Here is a 25,998-nt window from a genome sequence, read left to right on the forward strand (position 1 = left end):
TCAATCGATTTTGGAGCGATGCCCCCCATCGGGTAATGTTCTTCTTGTTGCGCCGCCCGGGAGGGACTAGGGGGATCCGAGAGGGTCTTACCAAGATCGCCTGGACAGCCAATGGGGTATGGTGTAATTGGCAGCACGAGTGATTCTGGTTCATTTAGTCTAGGTTCGAGTCCTGGTACCCCAGCGTAAGTCCTTGCCAGAACAAGGCTTGCACATATCGAGATTCGTCTTGATGCCCCCGTTGTGTAGCGGCCTAGCACGCTGCCCTCTCACGGCAGTAGCGCCGGTTCGAATCCGGTCGGGGGTACGCAGTACCAGTAGAGATACAAGACCAGCAGAGATCAAGCCCCCGTTGTGTAGCGGCCTAGCACGCTGCCCTCTCACGGCAGTAGCGCCGGTTCGAATCCGGTCGGGGGTACCAGATCCTTCACCCTCTCCATCGGATCGAGACGTTCTCCGAGGCGAAGAAGCAGGATCACCAAGCTTGCCCCCGTTGTGTAGCGGCCTAGCACGCTGCCCTCTCACGGCAGTAGCGCCGGTTCGAATCCGGTCGGGGGTACCAGCAGCAGGAACAGCAGGCCCCCGGCTCCGGTCGGGGGCCTGCTGCGTTCGGCGATCCTGCGCCGCGGATCGTCCGCGCGCCGGTTTGGATCATGCCGCTGGTCAGGTAGTGTTCTCCCCGGAGCGTTCAGCGGGCGACCGTGGAACCCCCTTGGGGTATGGTGTAATTGGCAGCACGGCTGATTCTGGTTCAGTTAGTCTAGGTTCGAGTCCTGGTACCCCAGCCCGGCGAGACCCCGCGAGACCCGCAGTACGGAGACCCGCAGTACTCCGAAGGCCCGCAAGGGCCTTTTCGTGTTTTGAGACGTGGTGAGAGGCCGGCAGCGCGCATGGCTAAGGTCAAGAAGGCCGCACGTCCACCCCTGCTGGCGCTGCACCAGGTCAGCCGACGCTATGGCGGCCGGATGGCACTGGCGTCGATCAGCCTCAACCTCGCGGCGGGCGAGTGCGTCGCGCTGGTCGGTCACAACGGCTCGGGCAAGTCGACCATGCTCCGGCTCGCCGCCGGGCGGGACACCCCCACCAGCGGGAGCGTCCGCCTCGACGGCGTCCCCATCGACGAGAACGACCCCAAGGTCCGTGCGCGGCTCGCCGTCGTCGCCGACCTCTCCGCCTACTATCCGGATCTGACGGTACGTGAGCACCTGGCGCTCGTCGCCGTCGCCCACGGCGTGGAGGAGCCGCTGCACTGGGTCGACAAGGCCCTTGCCGACCGCGGCCTCTCCGAGCACGCCGAGGCGCTGCCCGACTCGCTCTCCTCCGGCCAGCTCCAGTCGCTGCTGCTGGCCTGCGCGCTGGTCCGTCCGCGCGACCTGCTGATCCTGGACGAGCCGGAGCAGCGCCTCGACCCGGGCGCGCGCCAGCGCCTCGCCGACCTGCTCAAGGCCGAACTCGCGGACGGCGTCGCGGTCCTGCTGGCAACGCACCACCCCGACCTGGCGATGGCCGTGGCCGACCGGGTGGTGCTGCTGGAGGACGGCGTGGTGCTGGCCCAGGGCGCGCCGCAGGACGTCCTGCCCACGGCCTTCCCGGGTACCGGGAGCGGCAGCGGAGCGGGGAACTCCCGGTGAGCGTGGCTGACGAGGAGATCGTCCCCGGCGAGGACCCGGCCGACCGCACCGCCCAGGCCCTCGCGGCCGACTCCGTGGTCGGCTCCGTGGGCGGCTCTGCGGCAGGTTCCGCAGCCGGCGCCGCGGACTGGACCGACTGGACCGACGACACCCTCGAGCTGCTCCGCGCCCTGCGCGCACCGCATCGCCGCTCGCGGGCCGGACAGATCGGCTACACCGTCTACGTCGGCGTGATGGTCGTCATGGCCTGGGGCGGCATGTTCTCCCTCGGCGTCTTCGCCAACGCCTCGATGGGTGCCGACTACAGCGCCCACGACGCCCAACTGCTGGCCGCGCTGCCCTCCGGCGTGTGCGCGCTCGGCCTCGGCCTGATCCTGGTCGTCGCCAGGGACGCGCTCTGGCGCGGCCCGGTCGTCGCGCCCCGCGCCACCGTCGACTGGCTGCTGGCACAGCCGGTGCGGCCCGGGCCGCTGCTGCGCCCGTGGTTCTGGGTGTCCTGCGCCATGGCACTGGTGCCCGGGCTGCTCGCGGCAGCGGCGGCCGGGGTCGCCGTCGGCCTGATGGACAAGGCGGGCTTTCTGCCGGCCTTCGGCTGGGCCCTCGCGGGCGGCGTGTGCCTGCCGCTGCTGGCGACCGCCTGCGGTGTGGCCGTGGAGCGGTACGAGCGGGTCGCGCGCTCGGTACGGCGGGCGTCGCCCGTCGTCGCCCTGCTGGTACTGCTGCTGGCGGTGCAGAGCGCCTTCGCCGTGGCGGGGCACCGCAGTGTGCTGCTGGAGCGCGTCGAGATGTGGTCGGGGCCGTGGGGCTGGTCCGCGCTCGCGGGTCTCAGCCCGACCTCGGCCGCGGTGTCCGGCGGCCGGCTCGCCGCGATTCCGCTGATCCTGCTCACGGTCGTCGCCGTGGTGCTGGCCTTCCGCGCGGCGGCCGGCATCCCGCTCGGCAGCCTGCGCCGGCGGGCGCGTGCCGCCGCCGGCGTCGCGGCCGCGCTGCGCACCGCCGAACTGCGCTCGGCGCGCCTGGTACTGGCGCAGTCCGAGCAGCGTGCGCGGCGGGTGCGGCTGCGGATTCCGCCGCCGACGCGTGCCTGGCTCGCGGTGCCCTGGCGGGATCTCACCGCCCTTCTGCGCGCGCCCTCCCGAACCGGCCGGGCAGTCTTCTTCACCGCACCGGCGCTGCTGCTGGCGGGCCCCGCCGCGCAGGCGACCGGCGTGGACCGGGTGCTGCTCACCGCGCTCGCGGCGGCCCTGGGCTACCTCGGGGCGGCGCAACTCGCCGAACCCGCCAGGGTGGAGGCCGACGACCCGCGCCGCGCGGGCTGGTCGCCCCATCCGTACGGGCAACTGATGCTGCGCCATGCCGTCGTGCCGGCCTTCGCGAGCGTCCTGCTCGCAGCGGCCGGCGCGGGCATCGCCGTCCTGCTGGGCGCCGGTCCCGCGGTCTGGCTGGCCCCGGTGGCGGCCCTCCCGCTGACGGCGGCGGCGATGGTCAACGCCTGCCGTGGGCCGTCGCGCCAGGAGTTGATGTACAGCCCGTCGGGAATGGGCAGCATGGGGCCGTTCATCTTCCTTGCCTGGTACGGCGCGGGTCCGATCACCCTCGTCCCCGCGCTGGCGTTCGCCCTGGGCACGGGCCCGTCCCTGGCCGTCGCCTGGTGCCTGGTCCTCGGCGCCACCCTGCTCTACTGGGCCTACCAGCGCGCACTGACGCTGTCGGGTAGGCATCGTCCCAAGGACTGAGTTCCATGGCCTATCTTCTTGTCGTGTGATAGACGCAGCCCCACCGGGGGGCCGAATGGCCGCTCCCGGCCGCACCGCACCCCGCCTGGCGTTCTCCCGCCCGCGCTCCGCTCTGCGGGACGCGGCACCGGCCCTGCTCGGCTATTCCGCTGCACGGGTCGTCGGGCTGCTGATGGCTTGGGTGTACGGGCAGTCGCACGACCGTTCCACGCTCCAACGGCTGGGTACGTTCTGGGACGCCGGCTGGTACGTCCGGATAGTCGAGCACGGCTACAGCGTGACGGACGGGTTCATCGGCGCCCACGGGATCCCCTACTCCCCGCGTGCCTTCTTCCCGCTGTTCCCCTGGCTGGCCAAGGGGTTGCGGACGGTACTGCCGGTCAGCCCGGGCACCGCGCTCGTGCTCGTCTCCAGCGTGGCGGGTCTCGTCGCCGCCTGGGGCGTCTACGCCGTGTGCAGGCTGTGCCACGGCAGGAGGGCGGGGGTCCTCGCCGCCGTACTCTGGGGAACGCTCCCGCTGGCGCTGCTGGAGAACACGGCCTACTCGGAGGCGCTGTTCACCGCCGTCGCGGCCTGGACGCTGTACGCGGTGCTGAGCCGGCGCTGGATCCTGGCCGGGATTATGTGCGTGGTCGCCGGCCTGATCCGGCCGACGGCGATGGCCCTCACCGCCGCCGTGGGTGTCGCGGCTGTGGTCGAGATCTACCGCTGCCTGCACGGCCGCGGCCGGATCCACTGGTCCAGGCCGCTGGTCGGCGGCATGCTCTCGCCGGTCGGCTGGGTCGGCTACATGCTCTATGTCGGCTGGGTCGAGGGCTCCTGGGGCGCCTACTTCCACATCCAGCAGGCGTGGGCCTCGGGCTTCGACGGCGGCTGGTCGACGCTGAAGTGGTTCGGCAGGCTCCTGTTCGACCAGCAGTCCTCCACCGGGATCCCGCTGTCGGACGCGGTGATGGCGATGACACTGGCCGGCTACCTGGTGCTCTTCGCGATCACCCTGGTGCACCGCCAGCCGCCGGTGCTGATGGTCTACAGCGCGGCCCTGCTGGTCATAGACCTGGGCAACGCCTCGCCCTACCCCCCGCTGGCGCGCTTCCTGATGCCGGCCTTCACGCTGCTCCTCCCGCTCGCGGCATCGCTGGCCAGGCTGCGTTCCCGGGGCACGCTCGCGGTGATCCTCGGCGCGGCGGCGCTGCTGTCCGGGCTGTACGGGGTCTTCGTGCTGTTCCTCGGCAGCGCGCCCTCCTGAGCCCGCGGGCCGGTCCCTGGTCGGACCCGCCCGCAGAGCTCGTTCCGGCCTGGATCTCCAGCACCCTCCTAGGCGCGCCGCAGCGCCTCGGTGAGGCGCCCTGCGGCCTCGATGATGGCCTGGGCGTGTAGCCGGCCGGGGTGGCGGGAGAGGCGCTCGATCGGTCCGGAGACCGAGACGGCGGCGACCACGCGGTTGGAGGGGCCGCGCACCGGCGCGGACACCGAGGCGACCCCGGGCTCGCGCTCGCCGATGGACTGCGCCCATCCGCGCCGCCGGACGCCGGAGAGCGCCGTCGCGGTGAACCGCGCTCCCTGCAGGCCCCGGTGCAGCCGCTCGGGCTCCTCCCAGGCCAGCAGCACCTGCGCGGCCGAACCCGCCTTCATCGGCAGGGTGCTGCCGACCGGCACGGTGTCGCGCAGGCCGGACAGCCGCTCGGCGGCCGCGACGCATATCCGCAGGTCGCCCTGGCGGCGGTAGAGCTGGGCGCTCTCGCCGGTGACGTCCCGCAGGTGCGTGAGCACCGGTCCTGCGGTGGCCAGGAGCCGGTCCTCACCCGCTGCGGCGGAGAGTTCGGAGAGTCGGGGGCCGAGGATGAACCGGCCCTGCATGTCACGTGTCACGAGTCGGTGGTGTTCCAACGCAACGGCCAGCCGGTGCGCGGTGGGCCGCGCCAGTCCGGTGGCGGCCACCAGGCCGGCCAGGGTTGCGGGGCCTGACTCCAGCGCGCTCAGCACCAGAGCAGCCTTGTCGAGAACGCCGACGCCACTAGAGTTGTCCATGCGCTGATATTGCAGTCTCAGATCGCGAGACGCAAGTTCAATCTTCTGGGATCTGCGCCACTCTTGAGATCAGCAGCCCTGGGACGCCGCCCGAAGGCAGCACATACGAGACGTAGACCGACAACGCAGCCGGTCGGAGGGATATTGATGGGACGCACACTCGCGGAGAAGGTCTGGGACGACCATGTCGTCCGGCACGCCGAGGGCGAGCCTGACCTGCTCTTCATCGATCTGCACCTGCTGCACGAGGTGACCAGCCCGCAGGCGTTCGACGGCCTGCGCCTGGCCGGCCGCAAGGTCCGCCGCACCGATCTCACGATCGCCACCGAGGACCACAACACCCCGACGCTGGACATCGACAAGCCCATCGCCGACCCGGTGTCCCGGGTCCAGTTGGAGACGCTGCGCGCCAACTGCGCCGAGTTCGGCGTACGGCTGCACTCGCTGGGCGACGTCGAGCAGGGCGTCGTCCACGTGGTGGGACCGCAGCTGGGACTGACCCAGCCCGGCACCACGGTCGTCTGTGGCGATTCCCACACCTCCACCCACGGCGCGTTCGGCGCGCTGGCGTTCGGCATCGGCACCAGCCAGGTCGAGCACGTCCTGGCGACCCAGACGCTGCCGCTGGCACCGTTCAGGACCATGGCTATCACGGTCGAGGGCGAGCTGCCCGACGGAGTCACCGCGAAGGACCTGATCCTGGCGGTCATCACCAGGATCGGTACCGGCGGTGGCCAGGGCTACGTGCTGGAGTACCGCGGATCGGCGATCCGCGGCCTCTCCATGGAGGCCCGGATGACCATCTGCAACATGTCCATCGAGGCCGGCGCCCGTGCGGGCATGATCGCCCCCGACGAGACCACCTTCGCCTACCTGGAGGGCCGCGACCACGCGCCGAAGGGCGAGGACTGGGACGCCGCCGTCGCGTACTGGAAGACCCTGGCCACCGACGAGGACGCGGTGTTCGACGCCGAGGTCTTCATCGACGCCACCGAGCTCTCCCCGTTCGTCACCTGGGGCACCAACCCCGGCCAGGGCGCGCCGCTGGGCGCCAACGTGCCCGACCCGGCCTCGTTCGAGGACCCGCAGGAGCGCACCGCGGCCGAGAACGCCCTGACCTACATGGGCCTCACCGCCGGTACGCCGCTGCGCGAGGTACCGGTGGACGCGGTCTTCGTCGGCTCCTGCACCAACGGCCGGATCGAGGACCTGCGCGCAGCCGCCGCGATCGTCGAGGGCCGCACGATCGCCGACGGTGTGCGGATGCTGGTCGTCCCCGGCTCCGTCCGGGTCGCCCTGCAGGCGATCGACGAGGGGCTGGACAAGGTGTTCACCGCCGCCGGCGCCGAATGGCGGCACGCGGGCTGCTCGATGTGCCTGGGCATGAACCCGGACCAACTCGCCCCCGGCGAGCGCTGCGCCTCGACGTCCAACCGCAACTTCGAGGGGCGCCAGGGCAAGGGCGGACGCACCCACCTGGTCTCCCCGCAGGTGGCCGCCGCCACCGCGGTGCTGGGCCACTTGGCCTCGCCTGCCGACCTGTCCGACGTACGCGCCACCGTGGAGGTCTGATCGCATGGACAAGTTCACCACCCACACCGGCCGCGCTGTTCCGCTGCGCCGCAGCAACGTCGACACCGACCAGATCATCCCGGCGCACTGGCTGAAGAAGGTCACCCGCACCGGTTTTGAGGACGGCCTCTTCGAAGCCTGGCGCAAGGACTCGTCCTTCGTCCTCAACCAGCCGCAGTACGCGGGCGCCTCGGTCCTGGTCGCAGGCCCCGAGTTCGGGACCGGATCGTCCCGCGAGCACGCCGTCTGGGCGCTGCAGAACTACGGCTTCCAGGCCGTGATCTCCTCCCGCTTCGCCGACATCTTCCGGGGCAACTCGCTGAAGAACGGCCTGCTCACGGTCATCCTGCCGCAGGAGACCGTGGAACAGCTGTGGGTCCTGGTCGAGGCGGACCCCAACACGGAGATCACCGTGGACCTGGTTGCCCGCGAGGTCCGCGCCGAGGGTGTCACCGCACCGTTCGACCTGGACGAGAACGTGCGCTGGCGACTGCTCAACGGCCTGGACGACATCAGCATCACGCTCCAGCAGGAGGCGGACATCGCCGCCTACGAGGCGACCCGTCCCAGCTTCAAGCCGAGCACGCTGCCCGTCGGCTGAAGAACGACTGCGGCACGTCCGGGACACGCTGGAGTTGGACGCCTGAGCGTCCGTCACCAACGTCCCCGACTGAGGCCCTCTGATCCGGTCCGAGACCGATCAGGGGGCCTTTGTCGCGCCTGCGGTGACTCTGGGTGAGGTCGAACTGGGGCTGCTGGGGGGCGGAACTCGCCGCAAGTGGCACAATCAAGCCATGAGCCCGTCTGTCCCTCCCTCCCACGATCCCCTTCGCGGGGGACCGGGAGCGACCTCGGAGGTCGAGCTCTACGCACTTGTGGCTGCGCGGCTGAAGGAAGCGCACGCCCGGGTGCGTGCGCTGGACGTGTCGGATGGCACTCGGGCGTCGCTGACCCGTTCGTTGCTCCTGGTAACCGAGGCGGCGAAGCGCGATCTCCCGGAAGCGGCACGGAGGTTGGCTCGTTTCATGGACGACCTCGACAGCGGTGCGAACCCGCTGCCGCCCACGCCCTGAAAGCCGAATCCATTGCGACACAAGGGTGATTCGCCCGTTTGGTAATTGAAATGCCGTATATACATGCCTAACGTGCGAAAAGCCCGGATCGAAACAGAATCATCCGGGCACTGGGTTTCCGAAGGGGAAGACGTGAACAAGGCGCAGCTTGTTGAAGCGGTGGCCGAGCAGCTGGGTGGCCGTCGGGCCGCCGCAGAAGCAGTGGACGCTGTGCTCGACACCATCGTCCGCGCGGTGACTGCGGGAGACCGCGTATCGGTCACCGGGTTCGGCACTTTCGAGAAGGTCGACCGCTCCGCGCGGTTCGCCCGCAACCCGCAGACCGGTGAGCGGGTCAAGGTCAAGAAGACCGCAGTACCGCGCTTCCGCCCCGGCCAGGGCTTCAAGGACCTGGTCAGCGGCTCGAAGAAGCTCCCGAAGACCGGCCCGTCGGTGAAGAAGGCTCCCAAGGGATCGCTCACGCCGGGCAAGAGCGGCATGGCGCCGCCCGCCGGTTCCCCGGCGGCGAAGAAGGCGGCGGCGAAGAAGACCACCGTCAAGAAGGCCACGGCCACGGTGAAGAAGGCAGCCGCGGTCAAGAAGACCGCAGCGGTGAAGGCGACGGCCGCGAAGAAGACGACCGCCGCGAAGACGGCGGCCGCCAAGACCACGGCGGCGAAGAAGACCACGGCGAAGAAGGCTCCGGCCACCAAGGCCACCGCCAAGAAGACCTCCGCCGCGGTCAAGGCCCCCGCGAAGAAGACGGTCACCGCCTCGGCGACCCGTCCGGCCGTGAAGAAGGCCACCACGGCGAAGAAGGCCGTGGCCGCGAAGAAGGCCACGACTGCCACGGCGGCGAAGACCACCGCCGCCAAGAAGGCCCCGGCGAAGCGGGTCACCAAGCAGGGCTGAACCACCGCAGGGCGCTGGCATGCGGGCCGGAACCGGGAGGACTCCCGGTTCCGGCCCGCAGCGTTCAGAAGGTCTGCAGGGTCAGGAACACCACGCGGCGGGCGTCGCCCTCGCCCTCGGTCTCGATCCGGACGCGCTGCCCGGGCCGCAGCAGCCGCAGCCCGCCCGCGTCGAACGCGGCGGCGTCGAAGGGCAGCGGGGTGCCGTCGTCGAGCAGCACGGAGCCGCTCCGGGTGTCGGCGGAGTACGTGAACGCGGTGGCCTGCATGTGCCCAGGTTAGTGGTCCCCCGCGGAAGTCCTGCGAGCTCGCGGCGTCTGGCACGGCACACCACTAGAGCCTCACCAGGGGTGCCAGCGCAGCGGTCTGCGGCCCGGTGCCGAGGCGCAGCGCGGCCCGCAGGTCGTCCGGGGTGTCCACGTCCCGCCGTATCGAGGGGACGTCGCGCAGCGTCAGCTCGTACGCCCCCGAGGCTGCGTGGCGCAGTCGTGAGGTGCCGCCGAAGTCCGGCGCCAGCGCCGTGCCCGACGCGGCGGTGAGCACCGTGGTGCCCACCAGCTGGGTGTCCGCGAGAAATGCCCTGGGGTATGCGGCGGCGGCGGTCAGCACCTGGTCCAGTTCCTGCGGCCGCAGTGCGGGCAGGTCCGCCGACATCGCGGCCACCGAACCCGCCCCGTGCGCCGAGCGGGCCACCTCCACGCCGTGCGCCAGGGCGGCGTTGAGCCCGGCGGCGGGGAAGTCAGCGACGACCAGCGCTCCGAGCGCCGCGAGTTGCGCGGCCGCGAGCGGATCGTCCGTCACCACCAGTGCGCGGGCCACGGTACGGGAGCGCAGCGCGGCGGCGACCGTGTCCAGCGCGAAGGCGAGGGCGAGCTCCGGGCGCAGTGGCCCGGTGGCCTCGGCCAGGCGGCTCTTCGCGAGCGCCAGCGGCTTCAACGGGAGGACCAGGGTCCAGGCTGCGCGCTGACCCGCCGCGGGCACGCTCGGGAAGCGGCGCACGGAGTGCTCCGGCAAAGGATGGTGGCGAGCAGTCATCGTCGCCATTCTGCACGGTGGGGGAGGGGTGCCTCGACAGCCCGTCCGGGCGGGGGAGACACTTGTACGGTCAGGAACCAGCGATTGTGCAAGGAGGAGTGCGCGTGCCCGGCAGCAGCACGAAGGCGGCCCGCCGCAGATACGGCTTCTGGTACCGCCTCGCGGCGGCCATCGGCAAGCCTCCGCTGTTCCTGCTGACCAAGCGCGACTGGCGCGGGCTGGAGAACTTCCCGGCGACGGGCGGCTTCATCACCGTGGTCAACCACAACTCCTACCTGGACCCGCTGGTGTACGGCCACTACCAGTACGACTCGGGTCGCCCCGCGCGCTTCCTGGGCAAGGCGGGCCTGTTCAAGGTCCCGGTCATCGGCCGAATCCTGCACGGCGCCGGCCAGATCCCGGTCTACCGCGGCTCGGCCGACGCCGCGCACGCCTTCCGCGCCGCCGTCGCCGCCGTCAACGCCGGCGAGTGCGTCGCCTTCTATCCCGAGGGCACGCTCACCCGGGACCCCGACCTGTGGCCGATGACCGCCAAGACCGGTGCCGCGCGCGTCGCGCTGATGACCGGCGCTCCGGTCATCCCGGTCGCGCAGTGGGGCGCGCACGAGATCATCCCCCGCTACGCCAAGGGCGGGAAGGGCGACCGCCGCCTCCAGCCCTTCCCCCGGCACACCGTGAAGGTCATGGCGGGACCGCCGGTCGACCTCAGCGCGTTCCAGGGCAAGCCCCTCACCGGCCCCGTGCTCCGCGAGGCCACTGAGGTGATCATGGACGGGATCACCGCGCTGCTGGAGGAGTTGCGCGGGGAGAAGGCGCCGCCCGTACGCTACGACGTGCAACGCGCTGCGACCGAGCAGCGCCAGGAAAGGGAGGCCGGTCGGTGACGACCCGTTGTGCCGTCTACGGGACCGGGTCCTGGGGCACCCCGTTCGCCATGATCCTCGCCGACGCGGGCTGCGAGGTCTCGCTGTGGGGACGGCGCCCCGAACTCGTCGCCGCCATCAACAAGAACCGGCGCAACCCCGACTACTTCCCGGACCTCGAACTCCCCCCGGGCATCACCGCGACCAGCGATCCGGCCGAGGCAGCGGAGGGCGCGGAGTTCGCGGTGCTGGCTGTGCCCTCGCAGACGCTGCGCGCCAACCTGGCCGCCTGGTCCGGGGTGATCGGCCCGGACACGGTGCTGGTCAGCCTGATGAAGGGGGTCGAGCTCGGCACGGCGAAGCTGATGAGCGAGGTGATCGCCGAGGTGCTCGGCGCGGGCCCGGAGCGCATCGCCGTCGTGTCAGGCCCCAACCTGGCCGGGGAGATCGTCCGCCGGCAGCCCGCCGCGAGCGTCGTCGCCTGCAAGGACGAGGACGTCGCCAAGCGGTTGCAGGCGGCTTGCCACACCGCGTACTTCCGCCCGTACACCGTCACCGACGTGGTCGGCTGCGAGCTGGGCGGCGCGGTCAAGAACGTCATCGCGCTCGCGGTCGGCATCGCCGACGGGATGGGTCTGGGCGACAACACCAAAGCGTCGCTGATCACCCGCGGGCTGGCCGAGACGACCAGGCTGGGCCTGGCGATGGGCGCCGACCCGTACACCTTCGCCGGCCTCGCGGGCATGGGCGACCTGGTCGCCACCTGCTCCTCGCCGCTGTCGCGCAACCACACCTTCGGTACCAACCTCGGCCGGGGAATGACTCTGCAGGAGACCATCGCGGCGACCAAGCAGACCGCGGAGGGCGTCAAGTCCTGCGAGTCGGTGCTGGATCTCGCTCGGCGGCACGGCGTCGACATGCCCATCACCGAGACGGTGGTGGAGATCGTGCACGGCGGTAAGCCCCCGCTGGTGGCGGTCAAGGAGCTGATGTCGCGTTCGGCGAAGCCGGAGCGCCGCTGACGCCTCGGCAGGCGGCCGGGGAGGAGCGCAGGTCAGGCCACCGAACGGGTGCCACGGCGGTACCGGTGTGCCCGAAGGGGCAACCGTAACCTCCAAACGGTAGTCTCCATCAGGATATGAGCACTGAGTCCTCCTCCCCAGTCCCCGCTGCCGCCCCTGCCGCCGAGGCCGCCGGCGCAGCCCGTAAGCCGCGAGTCGCGATCGTCTTCGGCGGACGCAGCTCCGAGCACGCCATCTCCGTGTCCACGGCCGGAAGCGTCCTGCGTGCCATCGACCGCGCGGCGTACGAGGTGCTGCCGATCGGCATCACCACGGACGGCCGCTGGGCGCTGACCGCGGACGAGCCCGCCCGGATGGCGATCACCGACGGCAGGCTCCCCAGCGTCGAACAGATCGCTGAGTCCGCGGACGGCCAGGTCAACCTGCCGGTCAACCCGGCGGCACGCGGTGAGGTCTTCTACAGCGAGCCGGGGTCCGTCCCCAAGGCGCTGGGCGAGGTCGACGTCGTGCTGCCGCTGCTGCACGGCCCCTGGGGCGAGGACGGCACCATCCAGGGCATGCTGGAGCTCTCCGGCGTGCCCTACGTCGGCCCGGGCGTGCTGTCCAGCGCGGTCGGCATGGACAAGGAGTACACCAAGCGGGTGCTCGCCTCCTTCGGTCTTCCGGTCGGCCCCTACACCGTGGTGCGACCGCGCGAGTGGGCCGACGAGGCCAAGCGTCCCGCCGTCCGCGCGCGCATCGCCGAACTGGGCTTCCCGGTCTTCGTGAAGCCGGCCCGGGCCGGTTCCAGCATGGGCATCACCAAGGTGTCCAACCTGGACCAGCTGGACGCCGCGATCGAGGAGGCCCGCCGCCACGACCCCAAGCTGGTGGTCGAGGCCGGTCTGGTCGGGCGTGAACTGGAGTGCGGCGTCCTGGAGTTCGAGGACGGCCCGCGCGCGAGCCTGCCGGCCGAGGTGCTGGTCGGCGACGGCTTCGACTTCTACGACTTCGAGGCCAAGTACATCGACTCCAGCGACGTGCAGATTCCCGCCGCGCTCACCGAGGACGAGACCGCGCGGCTGCGCACCCTCGCCGTCGAGGTGTTCGAGGCGCTGGCGTGCGAGGGCCTGGCGCGGGTGGACGTCTTCCTGCTCGAGGACGGCTCCTACGTGGTCAACGAGATCAACACCATGCCCGGCTTCACGCCCATCTCCGCCTACCCGCGGATGTGGGAGGCCACGGGCGTGCCGTACCCGGAGCTGATCGACCGTCTGATCCAGGCGGCGCTCCGGCGCTCCACCGGCCTCCGCTAGGAGGGTGCTGAAGATCTAGGCCGGATCAGGGAGCGGCGTCATGCGGCTTCGATTGCAAGGCGGAGGAGGGAGCCAACCGTGGTTGGTTGGCGACCGACGACAACGCGGCAAGCGGAGTCGCAGGGCGTCGCGAGCCCGGCCTAGATCATCAGCACCCTCCTAGAGCCCTCGCGGCCCCGGCGTCCGGGGCGGAGCGTCAGGAGCAGTCGAAGCGGCGGGACTCGTCGGCCGGGTCGGTCCTCAGGACCGGCCCGGTGAACGCGGGGAGCGGCGACTCCTGGCCGTGGTAGGCGCCGGGCACGTCCACTTCGACGTACGCCTGCTGCTTGACCGTGGTGAAGCGGTAGCCGCCGCCCTTGGTGTCCTCGGAGACCCAGCACAGCCCGTTGACGTCCAGCGCGTGGGACTTGGTGCTGAGCGGGTCGTAGGACGGGGAGGTCGGGTCCATCACGCCGGGCTCGGCGACCCCGCAGCGCAGGGTGATCGCCGGGTTCCCCCAGGCGGCGGCGTTCGCGGAGGCGGGTGAGACGGTCCTGCGCTGCTTCCCCTGGAGTGCCTGCGGGAGCGCTGCCTGGAGTGCCGCGCACTGCGTGGCCGTGGTCCCGGTGGGCGCCGGCGCGGCGACGTGCACGCTGCCGCTGCCGTCGTCGGAGCAGGCGGACAACAGCAGGGCAGCCAGCAGGGTGGTGGCGGGCAGAGCGAGGCGTCGCGTGGGGAGAGTGCTCACCACGTGATGCTAGAGGGTGGTCAGAGGTGGACCACCGGGCAGGTCAGGGTCCGGGTGATGCCTTCGACCTGCTGGATCTGCGCGACGACCAGTCGGCCCAGGTCGTCCATGGTCTCGGCCTCGGCGCGGACGATCACGTCATAGGGGCCCGTGACGTCCTCGGCCTGAAGCACTCCGGGGATGTCCGAAATCACTCCGGCGACTGCGGACGCTTTCCCGACTTCGGTCTGGATGAGGATGTAGGCCTGTACCACGGTGGACCTCCCGGCGGCTCGGTGCGGAGATCGTGCGAGGGCTGTGTTTCCCCGGTAGGCCCTGCTCGAACCCCCGGATCGAAAAGAACCCCACGGATCGGAGAGAAGGGGTGCGCAACGCTATCGCGGCTCGGGCCGCGAGGGGGAGGCCTGCGGCGGCGCCGGAGGGCGTACGCTGCGCGCGGGGACTCCTCTCATGGACCAGCGGCAGCAGTGGACCAGTGGAAAGTCGGAAGGACACAGATGCAGGGCACCGTCGGTGAGCTCGGTGAGTTCGGACTGATCCGGGAGCTGACCTCCAGGCTGCCACGGACCCCGGCCGTCGAGCTGGGCCCGGGCGACGACGCGGCGGTGGTCGCCGCGCCGGACGGGCGGGTGGTCGCCACCACCGACGTCCTGCTCGAGGGACGGCACTTCCGGCGCGACTGGTCCACCGCGTACGACGTGGGCCGCAAGTCCGCCGCGCAGAACCTCGCCGACATCGCGGCCATGGGGGCCGCGCCGACCGCGCTGCTGCTCGGCCTGGTGGCCCCGGCCGAGCTCCCGGCGACCTGGGCGCTCGAGCTGATGGACGGGATCAGGGACGAGTGCAAGGTCGCGGGTGCGGCGGTGGTCGGCGGCGACGTGGTCAGGGGTGACGTGATCACCGTGGCGATCACCGCACTCGGCGACCTGCAGGGGCGCGCGCCGGTGACGCGCTCCGGCGCGCGGCCGGGAGACGTGGTCGCGGTGACGGGATGGCTCGGCTGGTCCGCCGCCGGTTTCACGGTGCTGTCGCGAGGGTTCCGGTCCCCCCGGGCCTTCGTGGAGGCGCACCGCCGCCCCGAGCCGCCGTACCACGCCGGCCCTGCCGCGGCGCAGCTCGGTGCGACGTCGATGATCGACGTCAGCGACGGGCTGGTGGCGGATCTGGGGCATGTGGCCGAGGCCAGCGCGGTGCACATCGACCTGCGCGCGACGGACTTCGACATCCCCGCGCAGATGGCCGACATCGGCCAGGCGGTCGGGGTGGACCCGTTGACCTGGGTGCTGTCGGGCGGTGAGGACCACGCCCTGGTCGCCACCTTCCCGCCGGACACCCATCTGCCCTCGCGCTGGCGGATCGTGGGCGAGGTCACCCGGCCCGCGGGCCTGTCCAGGACCGGCACGGTGACGGTGGACGGCGCCCCCTGGGACCGGGTCGGCGGCTGGGACCACTTCGGCGGCGGCTGAGGCCTGTCCGGCAGCCGGCTCGCTGCCCCTGCTCTGAGTCTCTGCTCTCAGGCTCCGGGCCCTCGGGCTCCGGGCTCTCGGGCCCTGGCGCGCATCGGGCAAGGGGACGTAACACATCAAACCGGTGGTTTCTGCATAGGCTTCGTGCATGCGAATCGGCGTGCTGACGAGTGGTGGCGACTGTCCCGGACTGAACGCGGTGATCCGCTCGGTGGTGCACCGGGCAGTCGCCGACCACGGCGACACCGTCGTCGGCATCGAGGACGGCTTCCTCGGGCTGATCGAGGGCCGGGGACGGCCGCTCGGTCTTGAGGACGTGCACGGGCTGCTGACCCGCGGCGGTACCGTCCTGGGCTCCGCCCGCGTCGCCAGGGACCGGCTGCTGGAGGGAGTGGCCCGGGCCGGCGAGCTGCGTGCGGCACTCGGCATCGACGCGCTGGTCGCCATCGGCGGCGAGGGCACCCTCACCGCGGCGCAGCTGTTCGGCGAGGCGGGCATGCATGTCGTCGCCGTGCCCAAGACCATCGACAACGATATCGACGCCACCGACGTCACCTTCGGCCACGACACCGCCGTGCACGTGGCGACCGAGGCCATCGACCGGCTGAAGAGCACCGCCGAGTCGCACCAGCGGGTGATGGTCGTCGAGCTCATGGGCCGCCACACCGGCTGGATCACGCTGCACGCGGGGATGGCCGGAGGCGCGCACGGGATCCTCATCCCGGAGCGGCCCTTCGACGTCGAGGAGGTGTGCCGGATGGTGGAGGAGCGCTTCTCCCGGGGTAAGAAGTTCGCCATCGTCGCGGTTGCCGAAGGCGCCTCCCCGCAACCGGGGACGATGCGCTTCGAGCACGGCACCACCGACGTCTACGGGCACCAGCGCTTCAACGGCATCGGCACCCGGCTGGCCGGGGAGGTCGCCCAGTGGCTCGGCAAGGAGTCCAAGCCGGTCATCCTGGGCCACATCCAGCGTGGCGGCACCCCGACCGCCGCGGACAGGGTGCTGGCGACGCGCTTCGGCTGGCACGCGGTCGAGGCCGTCCACAAGGGCGCCTACGGGTACATGACGGCGCTGCGCGGCACCGATATCCGCCTGGTGCCCATCGTGGAGGCGGTGGCCAGGCTGAAGACCGTCCCCGAGGACCGCTGGACCGAGGCGGAGGCCATGCTGTAGGGCCGCGATAGGTTGGCTGTTATGTCGACAACCACGAGCGCACCACCACGGGTCCTCACCGTCGCCGGTTCCGACTCCGGCGGCGGGGCGGGCATCCAGGCCGACCTGAAGACCATGCTCGCCCTCGGCGTCCACGGGATGAGCGTGATCGCCGCCGTCACCGCGCAGAACTCGGTCGGCGTCCAGGGCTACTGGGAGCTCCCGGCGGAGGCGGTGCGCGCCCAGTTCCGGAGCGTGGTCGACGACATCGGCGTGCAGGCCGTGAAGACCGGGATGCTGGCGTCCGCCGAGCTGGTCGAGACCGTCGCCGAGTTGCTGGCGGATGTCGAGGCTCCGGTCGTGGTCGACCCGGTCGGAGTGTCCAAGCACGGCGACGCGCTGCTCGCCGCCTCCGCGGTGTCGGTGCTCAGGGACCGGCTGCTGCCCGTCGCGACGGTCGCCACGCCCAACCTGCACGAGGTGGCGCAGCTCACCGGCATCGTCGTGACCCGCGAGGACGAGATGTCCGACGCGGCCAAGGCCCTGCAGCAGCTGGGGCCGGCCTGGGTGCTGGTCAAGGGCGGCCATCTCGAGGGCGAGGCGGCGGACCTGCTGCTCGGCCCCGACGGCGCCGAGCACTGGTTCCGTGCGCCCCGCTACGACAACCGGCACACCCACGGCACCGGCTGCACGCTGGCCAGCGCGATCGCCTCGGAACTGGCACTCGGTCTGGCCGTGCCGCAGGCGGTGGCTGTGGCGAAGGAGTACGTCACCGGCGCGATCGCGGGCGGCTTCGCCCTGGGCGCGGGCATCGGCCCGGTCGACCACGGCTGGCGGCTCCGCTCGCTCCCCGGGTCGTAAGGCCGGACGGGTCCTGGGTCCAACGGCGGTTCGGGGCACAGCAGAAGGCCGGTCCACCGAGAGGTGGACCGGCCTTCAGAAGCCTGGGCTCAGGTGACCGCGTCAGCGCGACACCTTGCCGGCCTTGATGCACGAGGTGCAGACGTTGAGCCGCTTCGGCGTACGCCCGATCACAGCGCGCACCGTCTGGATGTTGGGGTTCCAACGACGACGGGTACGGCGGTGCGAGTGGGAAATACTGTTGCCGAAGCCCGGCCCCTTGCCGCAGACGTCGCAGTTGGCAGCCACGGGAGTCACTCCAAAGACTTCAGATGCACTTACGTTGACAACCCCGGTGGCGCGGAGGCCGTGGTAGCGACAGAGGTGTTTGGCGACTGCGCTGCTACCGAGGGGTGGCCCGGAGGGATCCGGGCAACCGGAGCAGCATACATCGGCTCACTCCGTACAACGAAACTACCACGTGACCACTGCTTGCTCCGCATCCGCCCGCCATCGCCCGACCACCACACCTGTCCGAGGCGCCACCCGCCGCCCCCAGCTGGCAGTGCGGATAATCTCACCTGGAAGCCACCGCGCGCCGCGTACCCAAGGAGACCACCAGGTGCTGGACACCCTAGACGCTCCCTCCGTGCGCACCTGGTGCCGACTCTCGCTGGCAGCCCTCGGGGAGGCCCGCGAGGAGATCGATGCCCTCAACGTCTACCCCGTCCCCGACGGGGACACCGGAACCAACCTCTACCTCACCGTCGAGTCCGCCGCGGAGGAGGTCGACGGACTGTTCGGCGCGGGGACGCCCGCGCCGTCCCTGCCGCAGGCCCTGCGGGCCATGGCGCACGGCGCGCTGCTGGGGGCCCGCGGCAACTCCGGTGTGATCCTGGCGCAACTGCTGCGCGGCATCGCCTCGGCGATCGGCACGGACCCCGCCGACGGCCCCGCGCTGTGCCGGGCGCTGCGCCGCGCCGCCGACGCCGGGTACGAGGCCGTGGCCAAACCCGTCGAGGGGACGGTGCTCACGGTCGCCGCCGCCGCCGCGAGCGCCGCCGAGCTCCTCGACCCCCGGGCCGGCCTCGCTGCCGTTGCCGAGGCCGCGTACGAGGCGGCCCGGGTCGCGCTGGCCCGCACTCCGCTGCAACTCGAGGTGCTGGGACGGGCCGGAGTGGTCGACGCGGGAGGGCGCGGTCTGGTCACGGTCCTGGGCGCGCTCGCCGACGCGGTCACCGGACACACGCCGATGGGACCGCTGGCGCTGGCCGGAACTCGCGCGGCCGAGCCGACGCCCTCCGGAGTGCACCTAGCGGTGGAGGGCGGCCCCGCCTACGAGGTGATCTACCTGCTGGACGCCCGCGACGAGGCCCTGCCCGCGCTGCGCACGGCACTTGCGGCGCTCGGCGACTCGCTGGTCGTCGTCGGCGGCGAGGGGCTGTGGAACGTCCACGTCCACGTGGACGACCCGGGCGCGGCCGTGGAGGCCGGGGTCGAGGCCGGACGGCCCTACCGGATCCGGATTACGCACTTCGCCGGCGCCGCCGCCGCGGAAGCCGCCTCCATAGCGGCGGCGGCCGGCGCCGACGCGGTCGCCGAATCGCGGGGAGTGGTCAGCGTCGTGCACGGCGCGGGCCTTGCCGGACTGTGCACCGACTCCGGCGCGACCGTGCTGCACGCCGACCCCGACCGGCCGCCGTCCAGCACCGAACTCGCCGCGGCGATCCGCCGGGCACGCGCCCGCGAGGTTGTGCTGCTGCTCAACGACACCGAACTGCGGGCCGTGGCGGGCGCCGCCGCCGAGCAGCTGCGCGCCGAGGGCGTGCGGGTCGCGGTCATCCCAACCCGGTCACCGGTTCAGGGCCTGGCGGCGCTGGCCGTCCACGAACCCGCACGGCGCTTCGACGAGGACGTCGTCGCGATGACCTCGGCCGCCGGGGCCACCCGCTACGCCGAACTCGCCGTCGCGGAGGGGGAGTCCTGGACCATGGCCGGGGTCTGCCAGGCCGGGGACGTGCTGGGCCTGATCGACGGCGATGTCGCCGTGATCGGCAGTGAGATCGGACAGACCGCCGCGATTGTGCTCGACCGGATGCTCGCGGCGGGTGGCGAGATGGTGACGCTGATCCTCGGCGAGGGCGTCCCGGACTCGGTGGCCGACCGTCTGGTCGCCCACGTGCGGCGGGCCAACCCGGTCGTGGACACCCTGGTCTACCGGGGTGACCAGCCCTCGTCGCCGCTGCTCATCGGTGTCGAATGAGTCGGTGCCCATTGAGTCGGTGCTCGATGAGTCGGTGCCCATTGAGTCGGCGCCCATTGAGTAGGCGCTCGATGAGTCGGTGTCGAACGGGCGTGATGCCGCCGGTTGTCAGTGGGCTGGTGTAAAGCTGTGGTGACCGGAGGGAGGCAGAACACCGGATGTCCGCGCTCGACGAACCCCTGAAGATCCTTTTCGCCGGGAACACCGCCAAGGTGCTCGCCGACGGACTCGGTCTGCACACCAACGGCGACCTGCTGCACCACTACCCGCGCCGCTATGCCGAGCGCGGCGAGCTGACCAGCCTGGACGAGCTGGAGCTCGACGAGCACGTCACGGTCATGGCCCGGATCGAGAAGTCCGAGGTCATCCCGTTCCGGGGCCGCAAGGGCAACCGGCTCGAAGTCGTGGTCACCGACGGCCGGGGCCGGTTGAAGCTCACCTTCTTCAACCAGGCCCACCGCGTGCACGAGCTGCGGCCCGGCCGCCAGGGGCTGTTCGCGGGCAAGGTCGGGGTCTTCAACCGGGTTCGGCAGCTCGCCAACCCCGACTACCAGTTGATGGACGAGGACAGCGCGGGTCTCGCCGAGGAGTTCGCCGGGCGGCTGATCCCGGTGTATCCGGCCGTGGCGACCATGCCCTCGTGGAAGATCTCCAAGGCGGTCGACACCCTGCTCGGCAGCCGGGTCCTGGAGGACGTCCCGGACCCGCTGCCGGAGGCGCTGCGCCTCGAACGCGACCTGCTGCCGTTGCGCGACGCGCTGGAGCGGATCCACCGCCCGCGCACCCACGCCGACCGCATCCAGGCGCAGGAACGGCTCAAGTGGGACGAGGCGTTCGTCCTGCAGGTCGCCCTGGCCCGGCGACGTGCCGCCGACTCCGCGCAGCCGGCGGTGGCGCGCGTCCCCAGCACGGGCGGGCTGCTGGACGCCTTCGACGCCCGGCTGCCCTTCGAGTTGACGGAAGGTCAGCAGACGGTGACCGCCGAGATCTTCGGCGACCTGGCCCGGGAGCACCCGATGCACCGGCTGCTCCAGGGAGAGGTCGGTTCCGGCAAGACGATGGTGGGGCTGCGGGCGATGCTCGCCGTCGTGGACACCGGCGGGCAAGCCGCGATGCTGGCGCCCACCGAGGTACTGGCGCAGCAGCACCACCGCTCGATCGTGGAGATGATGGGAGACCTGGCGGAGGGCGGAATGCTGGGCGGCTCCGAGCTGGGCACCAAGGTGGTGCTGCTGACGGGGTCGATGGGCGTCCCCGCGCGGCGTCAGGCCCTGCTCGACCTGATCAGCGGTGACGCGGGCATCGTCATCGGCACACACGCTCTGATCGAGGACAAGGTCCAGTTCCTCGACCTCGGCCTGGTCGTCGTGGACGAGCAGCACCGCTTCGGCGTGGAGCAGCGCGACGCGCTGCGGGCCAAGGCCGACCGCCCGCCGCACCTGCTGGTGATGACCGCGACGCCGATCCCGCGCACGGTCGCCATGACGGTCTTCGGGGACCTGGAGACCTCCGTGCTGGACCAGCTCCCGGCCGGGCGCTCGCCGATCGCCTCGCATGTGGTGCCCGCGTTGGAGAAACCGAACTTCCTGACCCGGGCCTGGGAGCGCGTGCGCGAGGAGGTCGGCAAGGGCCATCAGGCCTACGTCGTCTGCCCGCGGATCGGCGACGAGGACGAGAAGGCCGTGGCCAAGTCGGCCGGTGACGACGAGCGGCGCCCGCCGCTGGCAGTCCTCGACATCGCCGAGCAGCTCTCCGGGGGACCGCTGTCCGGGCTGCGCGTCGAGGTGCTGCACGGGCGGATGCAGCCGGACGCCAAGGACGACGTGATGCGCCGCTTCACCGCCGGCGAGGTGGACGTGCTGGTGGCGACGACGGTGATCGAGGTCGGCGTCAACGTTCCCAACGCGACCGTGATGGTCATCATGGACGCCGACCGCTTCGGGGTGTCCCAGCTGCACCAGCTGCGCGGCCGGGTCGGCCGGGGATCGGCGCCCGGACTGTGCCTGCTGGTCAGCGAGATGCCCGGCGGCAGCCAGGCCCGCCAGCGGCTCGACGCCGTCGCCGGGACGCTGGACGGCTTCGAACTGTCCCGGATCGACCTGGAACAGCGCCGCGAGGGCGACGTCCTGGGCCAGGCGCAGTCGGGGGTGAGGTCCTCGCTGCGCGTGCTCTCCGTGCTGGAGGACGAGGACGTCATCACCGCGGCCCGCGAGGAGGCCGTCCGACTGGTCGGGGCCGATCCGGAACTGACGGACCATCCGGCGCTGGCGAGCACGCTGCGGAGCCTGCTCGACGCGGATCGCGCGGCCTATCTTGAAAGAGGTTGACGCAGCTTGGAGAAGGGCTGACGGTCCGTCGGCGACGGTCGACTGTCAGTGCAACGCGCGACAATGGACGTGTTCAGAACGCCGCTTCACCAGCACGTTTGTGGCGTTCAGTCCCAACGGACTCTGGGGGCACAGCCATGGCTTTCCGTCACCTCAACGAGCTGCCGCTCGGTGACAAGGTCTTCCGGGTAGAACTCACCAGTGAGGACGACCGCGAGGTCACCCTCACCCTCACCGGGTGGCGCGAGGGCCACTCCGCAGAACCGATCGCCTCCGGCCGGCTGCGGCTGCCGGTCGAGGACGTCTCCTCGCTGCGGATCGCGCTCAACCGCGCGCTGCGCGCACTGGCGATCGTCGCCGACGTCTCCGAGCCCATCCCCGACCGTGACGTGCTGCGCGAGCTCTACCCCGGACACGGCGCCCCCTGGGTGCCGCAGCACGAGGAGGAGGCGGTCCGCCGCTTCCACGACAACGAGACCATCGCCCGGATAGCGGCCCGCTTCGGCCGTACGCCGGACTCCGTCCGCACCAAGCTGCGCGAGCTGGGCCACGACCCGCGCCGCCCCGAGTACTGCCCGCCCGACGGCTGCCTCTCCTGGTCCCGCTACGCCTCCCCAGCGCTGCTGGGCGCGGCCGAGCCGGTCGTCGACGGGTCGTAGAAGATCGTCGACGGGTCGTAGAAGAATGGAAGGGTGACTCCGCGCGGTCGCCCCCCGCGCGTACGGATAGCGTGGTGGGCGACCGCCAAGCCGAGCCGCACAAGAGCACAGAGCAAGGACCCAGCAGATGACCCGCGTGATCGCCGGATCAGCCCGTGGCCGCCGCCTGGCCGTACCCCCGGGCGAGGCAACCCGGCCCACCTCCGACCGCGCCCGCGAGGGTCTGTTCTCGACCTGGGAGTCGCTGCGCGGCTCCCTGGCCGGAGCGCGCGTGATCGACCTGTACGCCGGGTCCGGGGCGGTGGGACTGGAGTCGCTGTCGCGCGGGGCGGCGAGCGCGCTGCTGGTGGAGGCCGACCACGCGGTGGTGAAGGCGATCCTGGCGAACGTCCGCACGCTCGGCCTGCCGGGCGCCGAGGTGCGCTCGGGGCAGGTCGAGAAGGTCATCGCCGGATCGGCGCCGACCCGGCCGTACGACATGCTCTTCCTCGACCCTCCGTATGTCGTGACGGACCACGACCTGCGCGAGATCCTGATCACACTCCGGGCAGAGGGCTGGCTCGCCGACGAGACGATCGTCACCGTGGAGCGGAGCACCAGGGGCGGGGACTTCGCCTGGCCCGAGGGCTTCTCGGCGCTGCGGGAGCGCCGTTACGGCGAGGCTACTCTCTGGTACGGTCGCGCCGCCGTCAGCGAAGCCGGGAGTGAGTGAGGTATGGCCGTGCAGGAGAAGTCAGGCGTCCGCCGCGCCGTCTGTCCGGGGTCCTTCGACCCCATCACCAACGGGCATCTCGACATCATCGAGCGGGCCTCGCGCCTGTACGACGTGGTCTACGTCGCCGTTCTGATCAACAAGTCCAAGTCGGGCCTGTTCACGGTCGAGGAGCGGATCCAGATGATCGAGGAGGTCTCCGCGCCGTACGGCAACGTCGTGGTGGAGTCCCACCACGGCCTACTGGTCGACTACTGCAAGGACCGGGACATCCCCGCGATCGTCAAGGGCCTGCGCGCGGTGAGCGACTTCGACTACGAGCTGCAGATGGCGCAGATGAACATCGGTCTGTCGGGGGTGGAGACGCTGTTCGTCCCGACCAGCCCGACCTACAGCTTCCTGTCCTCCTCGCTGGTGAAGGAGGTCGCCGCATACGGGGGCGATGTGTCGCATCTCGTACCGGAGTTGGTGCACCGGCGGCTCGTTGCGAGGATCGCCGAGCGTAAGTAGCGGGATGGCGCAGTAGAGTGCGTACCTCCCAGTCCATTGCCTCCTGTGGAAGACGTGAGCTCAGGTGGACGTGCAGCAGAAGCTCGACGAGATCACCGCAACCGTCGAGAACGCCCGTTCGATGCCGATGTCGGCATCCATTGTGGTCAACAAGGCCGAACTGATCGCCATGCTGGCTGAGCTGCGCGATGCCCTGCCGACCGAGCTCGCGCAGGCGCAGCAGACCGTCCAGCAGGGTGACCAGGTGGTCCAGGAGGCCCGCCGCGAGGCGGAGCGGATCGTCATGGAGGCCCAGGGCGAGCGCGGCCGGCTGATCTCCGGCACGGAGATCGCCATGCACTCGCAGGCCGAGGCGGACCGGATCCTCGCCGAGGCACGCACCGAGTCGGACGAGGAACGCCGCGAGGCCGACGACTACGTCGACAGCAAGCTGGCGAACTTCGAGGTGGTGCTCACCAAGACGCTCGGCGCGATCGGCCGGGGCCGCGCGAAGCTCCGGGCCGGTGGCGCGCCGGTCGAGGGCGAGGACGGCGAGGAGTTCGCCCAGGACGCGTTCCGCTCGCCCAGCCCCGAGGTCGACGAGTACGTCGACGTGAAGCTGGCCGCGCTGGAGACCGCCCTCAGCAAGACCCTGGACGCGGTCGGCCGAGGCCGGGACAAGCTCCTCGGCAAGCGCCCCATCGACGACCTCGGCGCGTACCTGGCCGCGGCGGACCACGCCACCGGCGTCAAGCAGGACGGCAACCGCGGCGTCGACCAGGGCGGGGACCGCCACGCCGCGGTCGCGGCAGAGCTGGCCCAGGCCGGCCTGCTGCCGCCGGAGGAGCAGCCGCACCAGCCGCAGGCCGAACCGCAGTACTGGCAGCCGGTCGAGGTGGACCAGAACGGCTACCCCTACCCGCAGCAGGGCGTCTACCAGGACCCCTATCAGCAGCAGGTCCCGCAGCAGCCGCAGTACGACCCGTACGCCTACCAGCCGCAGCAGGCCCAGCAGCCCCAGCAGGTTCAGGAGTACGACCAGTACGGCTACCCGCAGCAGGTCCCGCAGCAGGCGTACGACGCCTACGGCCAGCCGGTCTTCGAGCAGCCCGTCTTCGAACAGCAGAGTCCGCACCAGCAGCAGGCGGGGCTCGACGAGACCAGCTTCTTCGACACCGGGTTCATCGACGTCAGCAGGCTGCGTGAGCTCGGCGGCGGGCACCAGTAGAGCGCCCGGCGGGGTGCCTGGCCGGGGCGAGTTGGGTCGCGGTCCACTCGTCCGGTAGTCTGACCTCTCCGGCCTGTTCAGCGCCGGGGATTGTCGGCTGCCCCGAACGTCTCGCACGTTCGTCGCCGACGAGCAGATCACCGCAGTCGTGGTTACGACGCGCGCCGTAGAGAGCAGGAAACCCTGAACCGCCTTGACCACCGCAACCCGCTTGTGTTTGACACACACGAGGTGGGGCGGCGACCTGGGTCGATGCGCAAGGTTTCCCGTTCCCTCCCGGCGCCGGAGGGCCTCGGTATCGAGGTGATCGGCGTCCCCGAAGGAAGCGTTGTCGAGCTCGACCTCCGTCTTGAGTCGGTGGTCGAGGGTGTTCTCGTCACGGGCACTGTCGAGGCCGGGCTGAAGGGCGAGTGCGTACGCTGTCTGGAGCCCGTCGAGCAGGAGCTCGAAGCGGAGTTCCAGGAGCTGTACTACTACCCTGACGCCGACATGAACCGCTACGGCGGAGCCACCAAGGACTCCGACGAAGCGGACGAAGAAGCTTCCCGACTCGAGGGCGACCTGTTCGACCTCGAGCCGGTGCTGCGTGACGCGGTGGTGCTCGCACTGCCGCTGCAGCCGGTGTGCCAGGAAGACTGCCTGGGCCTCTGCTCCGAATGCGGAGCACGGCTCACGGACGACCCGGACCACCACCATGACGCCGTCGACCCCCGGTGGGCGGCTCTGCAGGGACTCTCGGCTCTCGCATCTGAGGCCGGAAGCGAAGACAGCGGTACCCGTGAGGGTGCTGCCGAGAACCAGGAGAAGTAGCCGTGGCTGTTCCGAAGCGGAAGATGTCGCGCAGCAACACGCGCCACCGCCGTTCGCAGTGGAAGGCTGCGGTCCCCGCCCTGGTGGCTTGCGACCGCTGCCACGAGCCCAAGCTGGGCCACATCGCGTGCCCGAGCTGCGGCACGTACAACCGCCGTCAGGTCCTGTCGGTCTGA

27 protein-coding genes and 5 tRNA genes are annotated in these 25,998 nt (G+C 71.1%); 26 read left to right on the top strand and 6 right to left on the bottom strand.

All coding sequences use genetic code 11. The features are described from left to right. The first annotated feature begins 112 nt into the window (after window positions 1-112). From ABIA33_RS21815 to ABIA33_RS21850, 8 genes are all read left to right on the top strand, one after another. A tRNA-Gln gene (locus ABIA33_RS21815) sits at window positions 113-184 on the top strand. Window positions 185-234: 50 nt separating this feature from the next. Further along, window positions 235-307 (top strand) — tRNA-Glu (locus ABIA33_RS21820). A gap of 38 nt (window positions 308-345) precedes the next feature. Beyond that, a tRNA-Glu gene (locus tag ABIA33_RS21825) sits at window positions 346-421 on the top strand. A 65-nt stretch (window positions 422-486) separates the two neighbouring features. Further along, window positions 487-562, top strand: a tRNA-Glu gene (locus ABIA33_RS21830). A 151-nt stretch (window positions 563-713) separates the two neighbouring features. After that, a tRNA-Gln gene (locus ABIA33_RS21835) sits at window positions 714-785 on the top strand. A gap of 105 nt (window positions 786-890) precedes the next feature. Continuing rightward, window positions 891-1,631 (top strand): ABC transporter ATP-binding protein, encoded by a 741-nt coding sequence (locus ABIA33_RS21840; RefSeq protein ID WP_370084044.1) that lies wholly within the window; start codon window positions 891-893, stop codon window positions 1,629-1,631. After that, complete coding sequence (locus tag ABIA33_RS21845; RefSeq protein WP_370084045.1) at window positions 1,628-3,367, top strand: hypothetical protein; 1,740 nt, start codon at window positions 1,628-1,630, stop codon at window positions 3,365-3,367. The genes ABIA33_RS21840 and ABIA33_RS21845 overlap by 4 nt, the downstream gene beginning before the upstream one ends. Window positions 3,368-3,422: 55 nt before the next feature. After that, window positions 3,423-4,616: a glycosyltransferase family 39 protein gene (locus tag ABIA33_RS21850; RefSeq protein ID WP_370084046.1), complete on the top strand. Its 1,194-nt coding sequence runs from the start codon at window positions 3,423-3,425 to the stop codon at window positions 4,614-4,616. Between the two features lie 68 nt (window positions 4,617-4,684). On the opposite strand, the gene ndgR is transcribed toward ABIA33_RS21850, so the two are convergent. Next, complete coding sequence (ndgR, locus tag ABIA33_RS21855) at window positions 4,685-5,398, bottom strand: IclR family transcriptional regulator NdgR (protein ID WP_030263993.1); 714 nt, start codon at window positions 5,396-5,398, stop codon at window positions 4,685-4,687. Window positions 5,399-5,545: 147 nt separating this feature from the next. On the opposite strand from ndgR, the gene leuC reads away from it, so the two are divergent. The 4 genes from leuC to ABIA33_RS21875 all read left to right on the top strand — a co-directional run bounded on the left by leuC (window position 5,546) and on the right by ABIA33_RS21875 (window position 8,934). Next, window positions 5,546-6,970 carry a 3-isopropylmalate dehydratase large subunit gene (gene leuC, locus ABIA33_RS21860; protein WP_370084047.1) on the top strand — a complete coding sequence of 475 codons (1,425 nt, stop codon included), beginning with the start codon at window positions 5,546-5,548 and terminating at the stop codon, window positions 6,968-6,970. A gap of 4 nt (window positions 6,971-6,974) precedes the next feature. Beyond that, on the top strand, window positions 6,975-7,571 hold the full coding sequence (leuD, locus tag ABIA33_RS21865; RefSeq protein ID WP_370084048.1) for a 3-isopropylmalate dehydratase small subunit: 597 nt from the start codon (window positions 6,975-6,977) through the stop codon (window positions 7,569-7,571). Window positions 7,572-7,764: 193 nt separating this feature from the next. Beyond that, window positions 7,765-8,043 carry a hypothetical protein gene (locus ABIA33_RS21870; protein WP_370084049.1) on the top strand — a complete coding sequence of 93 codons (279 nt, stop codon included), beginning with the start codon at window positions 7,765-7,767 and terminating at the stop codon, window positions 8,041-8,043. 132 nt (window positions 8,044-8,175) lie between these two features. After that, on the top strand, window positions 8,176-8,934 hold the full coding sequence (locus ABIA33_RS21875; protein WP_370084050.1) for an HU family DNA-binding protein: 759 nt from the start codon (window positions 8,176-8,178) through the stop codon (window positions 8,932-8,934). Window positions 8,935-8,998: 64 nt separating this feature from the next. On the opposite strand, the gene ABIA33_RS21880 is transcribed toward ABIA33_RS21875, so the two are convergent. After that, on the bottom strand, window positions 8,999-9,202 hold the full coding sequence (locus ABIA33_RS21880) for a hypothetical protein (protein WP_370084051.1): 204 nt from the start codon (window positions 9,200-9,202) through the stop codon (window positions 8,999-9,001). Window positions 9,203-9,266: 64 nt separating this feature from the next. After that, complete coding sequence (gene cofC, locus ABIA33_RS21885; RefSeq protein WP_370084052.1) at window positions 9,267-9,968, bottom strand: 2-phospho-L-lactate guanylyltransferase; 702 nt, start codon at window positions 9,966-9,968, stop codon at window positions 9,267-9,269. A gap of 104 nt (window positions 9,969-10,072) precedes the next feature. Here cofC and ABIA33_RS21890 point away from each other — a divergent pair, with 104 nt between their 5' ends. From ABIA33_RS21890 to ABIA33_RS21900, 3 genes are all read left to right on the top strand, one after another. Continuing rightward, the gene (locus tag ABIA33_RS21890; RefSeq protein WP_370084053.1) at window positions 10,073-10,852 is read left to right on the top strand and encodes a lysophospholipid acyltransferase family protein; all 780 of its coding nucleotides are present in this window, start codon (window positions 10,073-10,075) and stop codon (window positions 10,850-10,852) included. Continuing rightward, window positions 10,849-11,853, top strand: a complete 1,005-nt coding sequence (locus ABIA33_RS21895; RefSeq protein WP_370084054.1) for an NAD(P)H-dependent glycerol-3-phosphate dehydrogenase — start codon at window positions 10,849-10,851, stop codon at window positions 11,851-11,853. Before ABIA33_RS21890 ends, ABIA33_RS21895 begins: the two co-directional genes overlap by 4 nt. Before the next feature lie 116 nt (window positions 11,854-11,969). Next, a complete protein-coding gene (locus ABIA33_RS21900) occupies window positions 11,970-13,148 on the top strand; it encodes a D-alanine--D-alanine ligase family protein (protein ID WP_370084055.1) in 1,179 nt (392 codons plus the stop codon). Between the two features lie 196 nt (window positions 13,149-13,344). On the opposite strand, the gene ABIA33_RS21905 is transcribed toward ABIA33_RS21900, so the two are convergent. After that, window positions 13,345-13,875, bottom strand: a complete 531-nt coding sequence (locus ABIA33_RS21905) for a DUF3515 family protein (protein ID WP_370084056.1) — start codon at window positions 13,873-13,875, stop codon at window positions 13,345-13,347. 20 nt (window positions 13,876-13,895) lie between these two features. After that, window positions 13,896-14,129 carry an Lrp/AsnC family transcriptional regulator gene (locus ABIA33_RS21910; RefSeq protein ID WP_370084057.1) on the bottom strand — a complete coding sequence of 78 codons (234 nt, stop codon included), beginning with the start codon at window positions 14,127-14,129 and terminating at the stop codon, window positions 13,896-13,898. Between the two features lie 243 nt (window positions 14,130-14,372). Between ABIA33_RS21910 and ABIA33_RS21915 the strand changes: the two genes are divergently transcribed. The 3 genes from ABIA33_RS21915 (at window position 14,373) to thiD (ending at window position 17,355) form a co-directional block, all read left to right on the top strand. Beyond that, window positions 14,373-15,341, top strand: coding sequence for a thiamine-phosphate kinase (locus tag ABIA33_RS21915; RefSeq protein ID WP_370084058.1), 969 nt, complete (start codon window positions 14,373-14,375; stop codon window positions 15,339-15,341). A 148-nt stretch (window positions 15,342-15,489) separates the two neighbouring features. Beyond that, window positions 15,490-16,515 (top strand): ATP-dependent 6-phosphofructokinase, encoded by a 1,026-nt coding sequence (locus ABIA33_RS21920; protein WP_370084059.1) that lies wholly within the window; start codon window positions 15,490-15,492, stop codon window positions 16,513-16,515. Between the two features lie 21 nt (window positions 16,516-16,536). Further along, window positions 16,537-17,355, top strand: coding sequence for a bifunctional hydroxymethylpyrimidine kinase/phosphomethylpyrimidine kinase (thiD, locus tag ABIA33_RS21925; RefSeq protein WP_370084060.1), 819 nt, complete (start codon window positions 16,537-16,539; stop codon window positions 17,353-17,355). A gap of 102 nt (window positions 17,356-17,457) precedes the next feature. Here thiD and rpmB read toward each other — a convergent pair whose 3' ends face one another. Then, window positions 17,458-17,643 (bottom strand): 50S ribosomal protein L28, encoded by a 186-nt coding sequence (gene rpmB, locus ABIA33_RS21930; protein WP_123500262.1) that lies wholly within the window; start codon window positions 17,641-17,643, stop codon window positions 17,458-17,460. A gap of 313 nt (window positions 17,644-17,956) precedes the next feature. Here rpmB and ABIA33_RS21935 point away from each other — a divergent pair, with 313 nt between their 5' ends. The 8 genes from ABIA33_RS21935 (at window position 17,957) to rpmF (ending at window position 25,998) form a co-directional block, all read left to right on the top strand. Continuing rightward, window positions 17,957-19,597: a DAK2 domain-containing protein gene (locus tag ABIA33_RS21935; protein ID WP_370084061.1), complete on the top strand. Its 1,641-nt coding sequence runs from the start codon at window positions 17,957-17,959 to the stop codon at window positions 19,595-19,597. A gap of 158 nt (window positions 19,598-19,755) precedes the next feature. After that, entirely contained in the window at window positions 19,756-21,924 is a 2,169-nt protein-coding gene (gene recG / locus ABIA33_RS21940) for an ATP-dependent DNA helicase RecG (protein WP_370084062.1), read from the top strand. Between the two features lie 137 nt (window positions 21,925-22,061). After that, on the top strand, window positions 22,062-22,583 hold the full coding sequence (locus ABIA33_RS21945; protein WP_370084063.1) for a hypothetical protein: 522 nt from the start codon (window positions 22,062-22,064) through the stop codon (window positions 22,581-22,583). 127 nt (window positions 22,584-22,710) lie between these two features. Beyond that, window positions 22,711-23,295, top strand: coding sequence for a 16S rRNA (guanine(966)-N(2))-methyltransferase RsmD (gene rsmD / locus ABIA33_RS21950; RefSeq protein ID WP_370084064.1), 585 nt, complete (start codon window positions 22,711-22,713; stop codon window positions 23,293-23,295). 3 nt (window positions 23,296-23,298) lie between these two features. Continuing rightward, entirely contained in the window at window positions 23,299-23,805 is a 507-nt protein-coding gene (gene coaD / locus ABIA33_RS21955) for a pantetheine-phosphate adenylyltransferase (RefSeq protein ID WP_370084065.1), read from the top strand. A 64-nt stretch (window positions 23,806-23,869) separates the two neighbouring features. Beyond that, window positions 23,870-25,012, top strand: a complete 1,143-nt coding sequence (locus ABIA33_RS21960) for a DivIVA domain-containing protein (protein ID WP_370084066.1) — start codon at window positions 23,870-23,872, stop codon at window positions 25,010-25,012. A 252-nt stretch (window positions 25,013-25,264) separates the two neighbouring features. Then, window positions 25,265-25,822: a DUF177 domain-containing protein gene (locus ABIA33_RS21965; protein ID WP_370084067.1), complete on the top strand. Its 558-nt coding sequence runs from the start codon at window positions 25,265-25,267 to the stop codon at window positions 25,820-25,822. A gap of 2 nt (window positions 25,823-25,824) precedes the next feature. Then, window positions 25,825-25,998 (top strand): 50S ribosomal protein L32, encoded by a 174-nt coding sequence (rpmF, locus tag ABIA33_RS21970; RefSeq protein WP_030263933.1) that lies wholly within the window; start codon window positions 25,825-25,827, stop codon window positions 25,996-25,998.

Source organism: Streptacidiphilus sp. MAP12-16, from assembly GCF_041262165.1.
Classification (GTDB): domain Bacteria; phylum Actinomycetota; class Actinomycetes; order Streptomycetales; family Streptomycetaceae; genus Streptacidiphilus.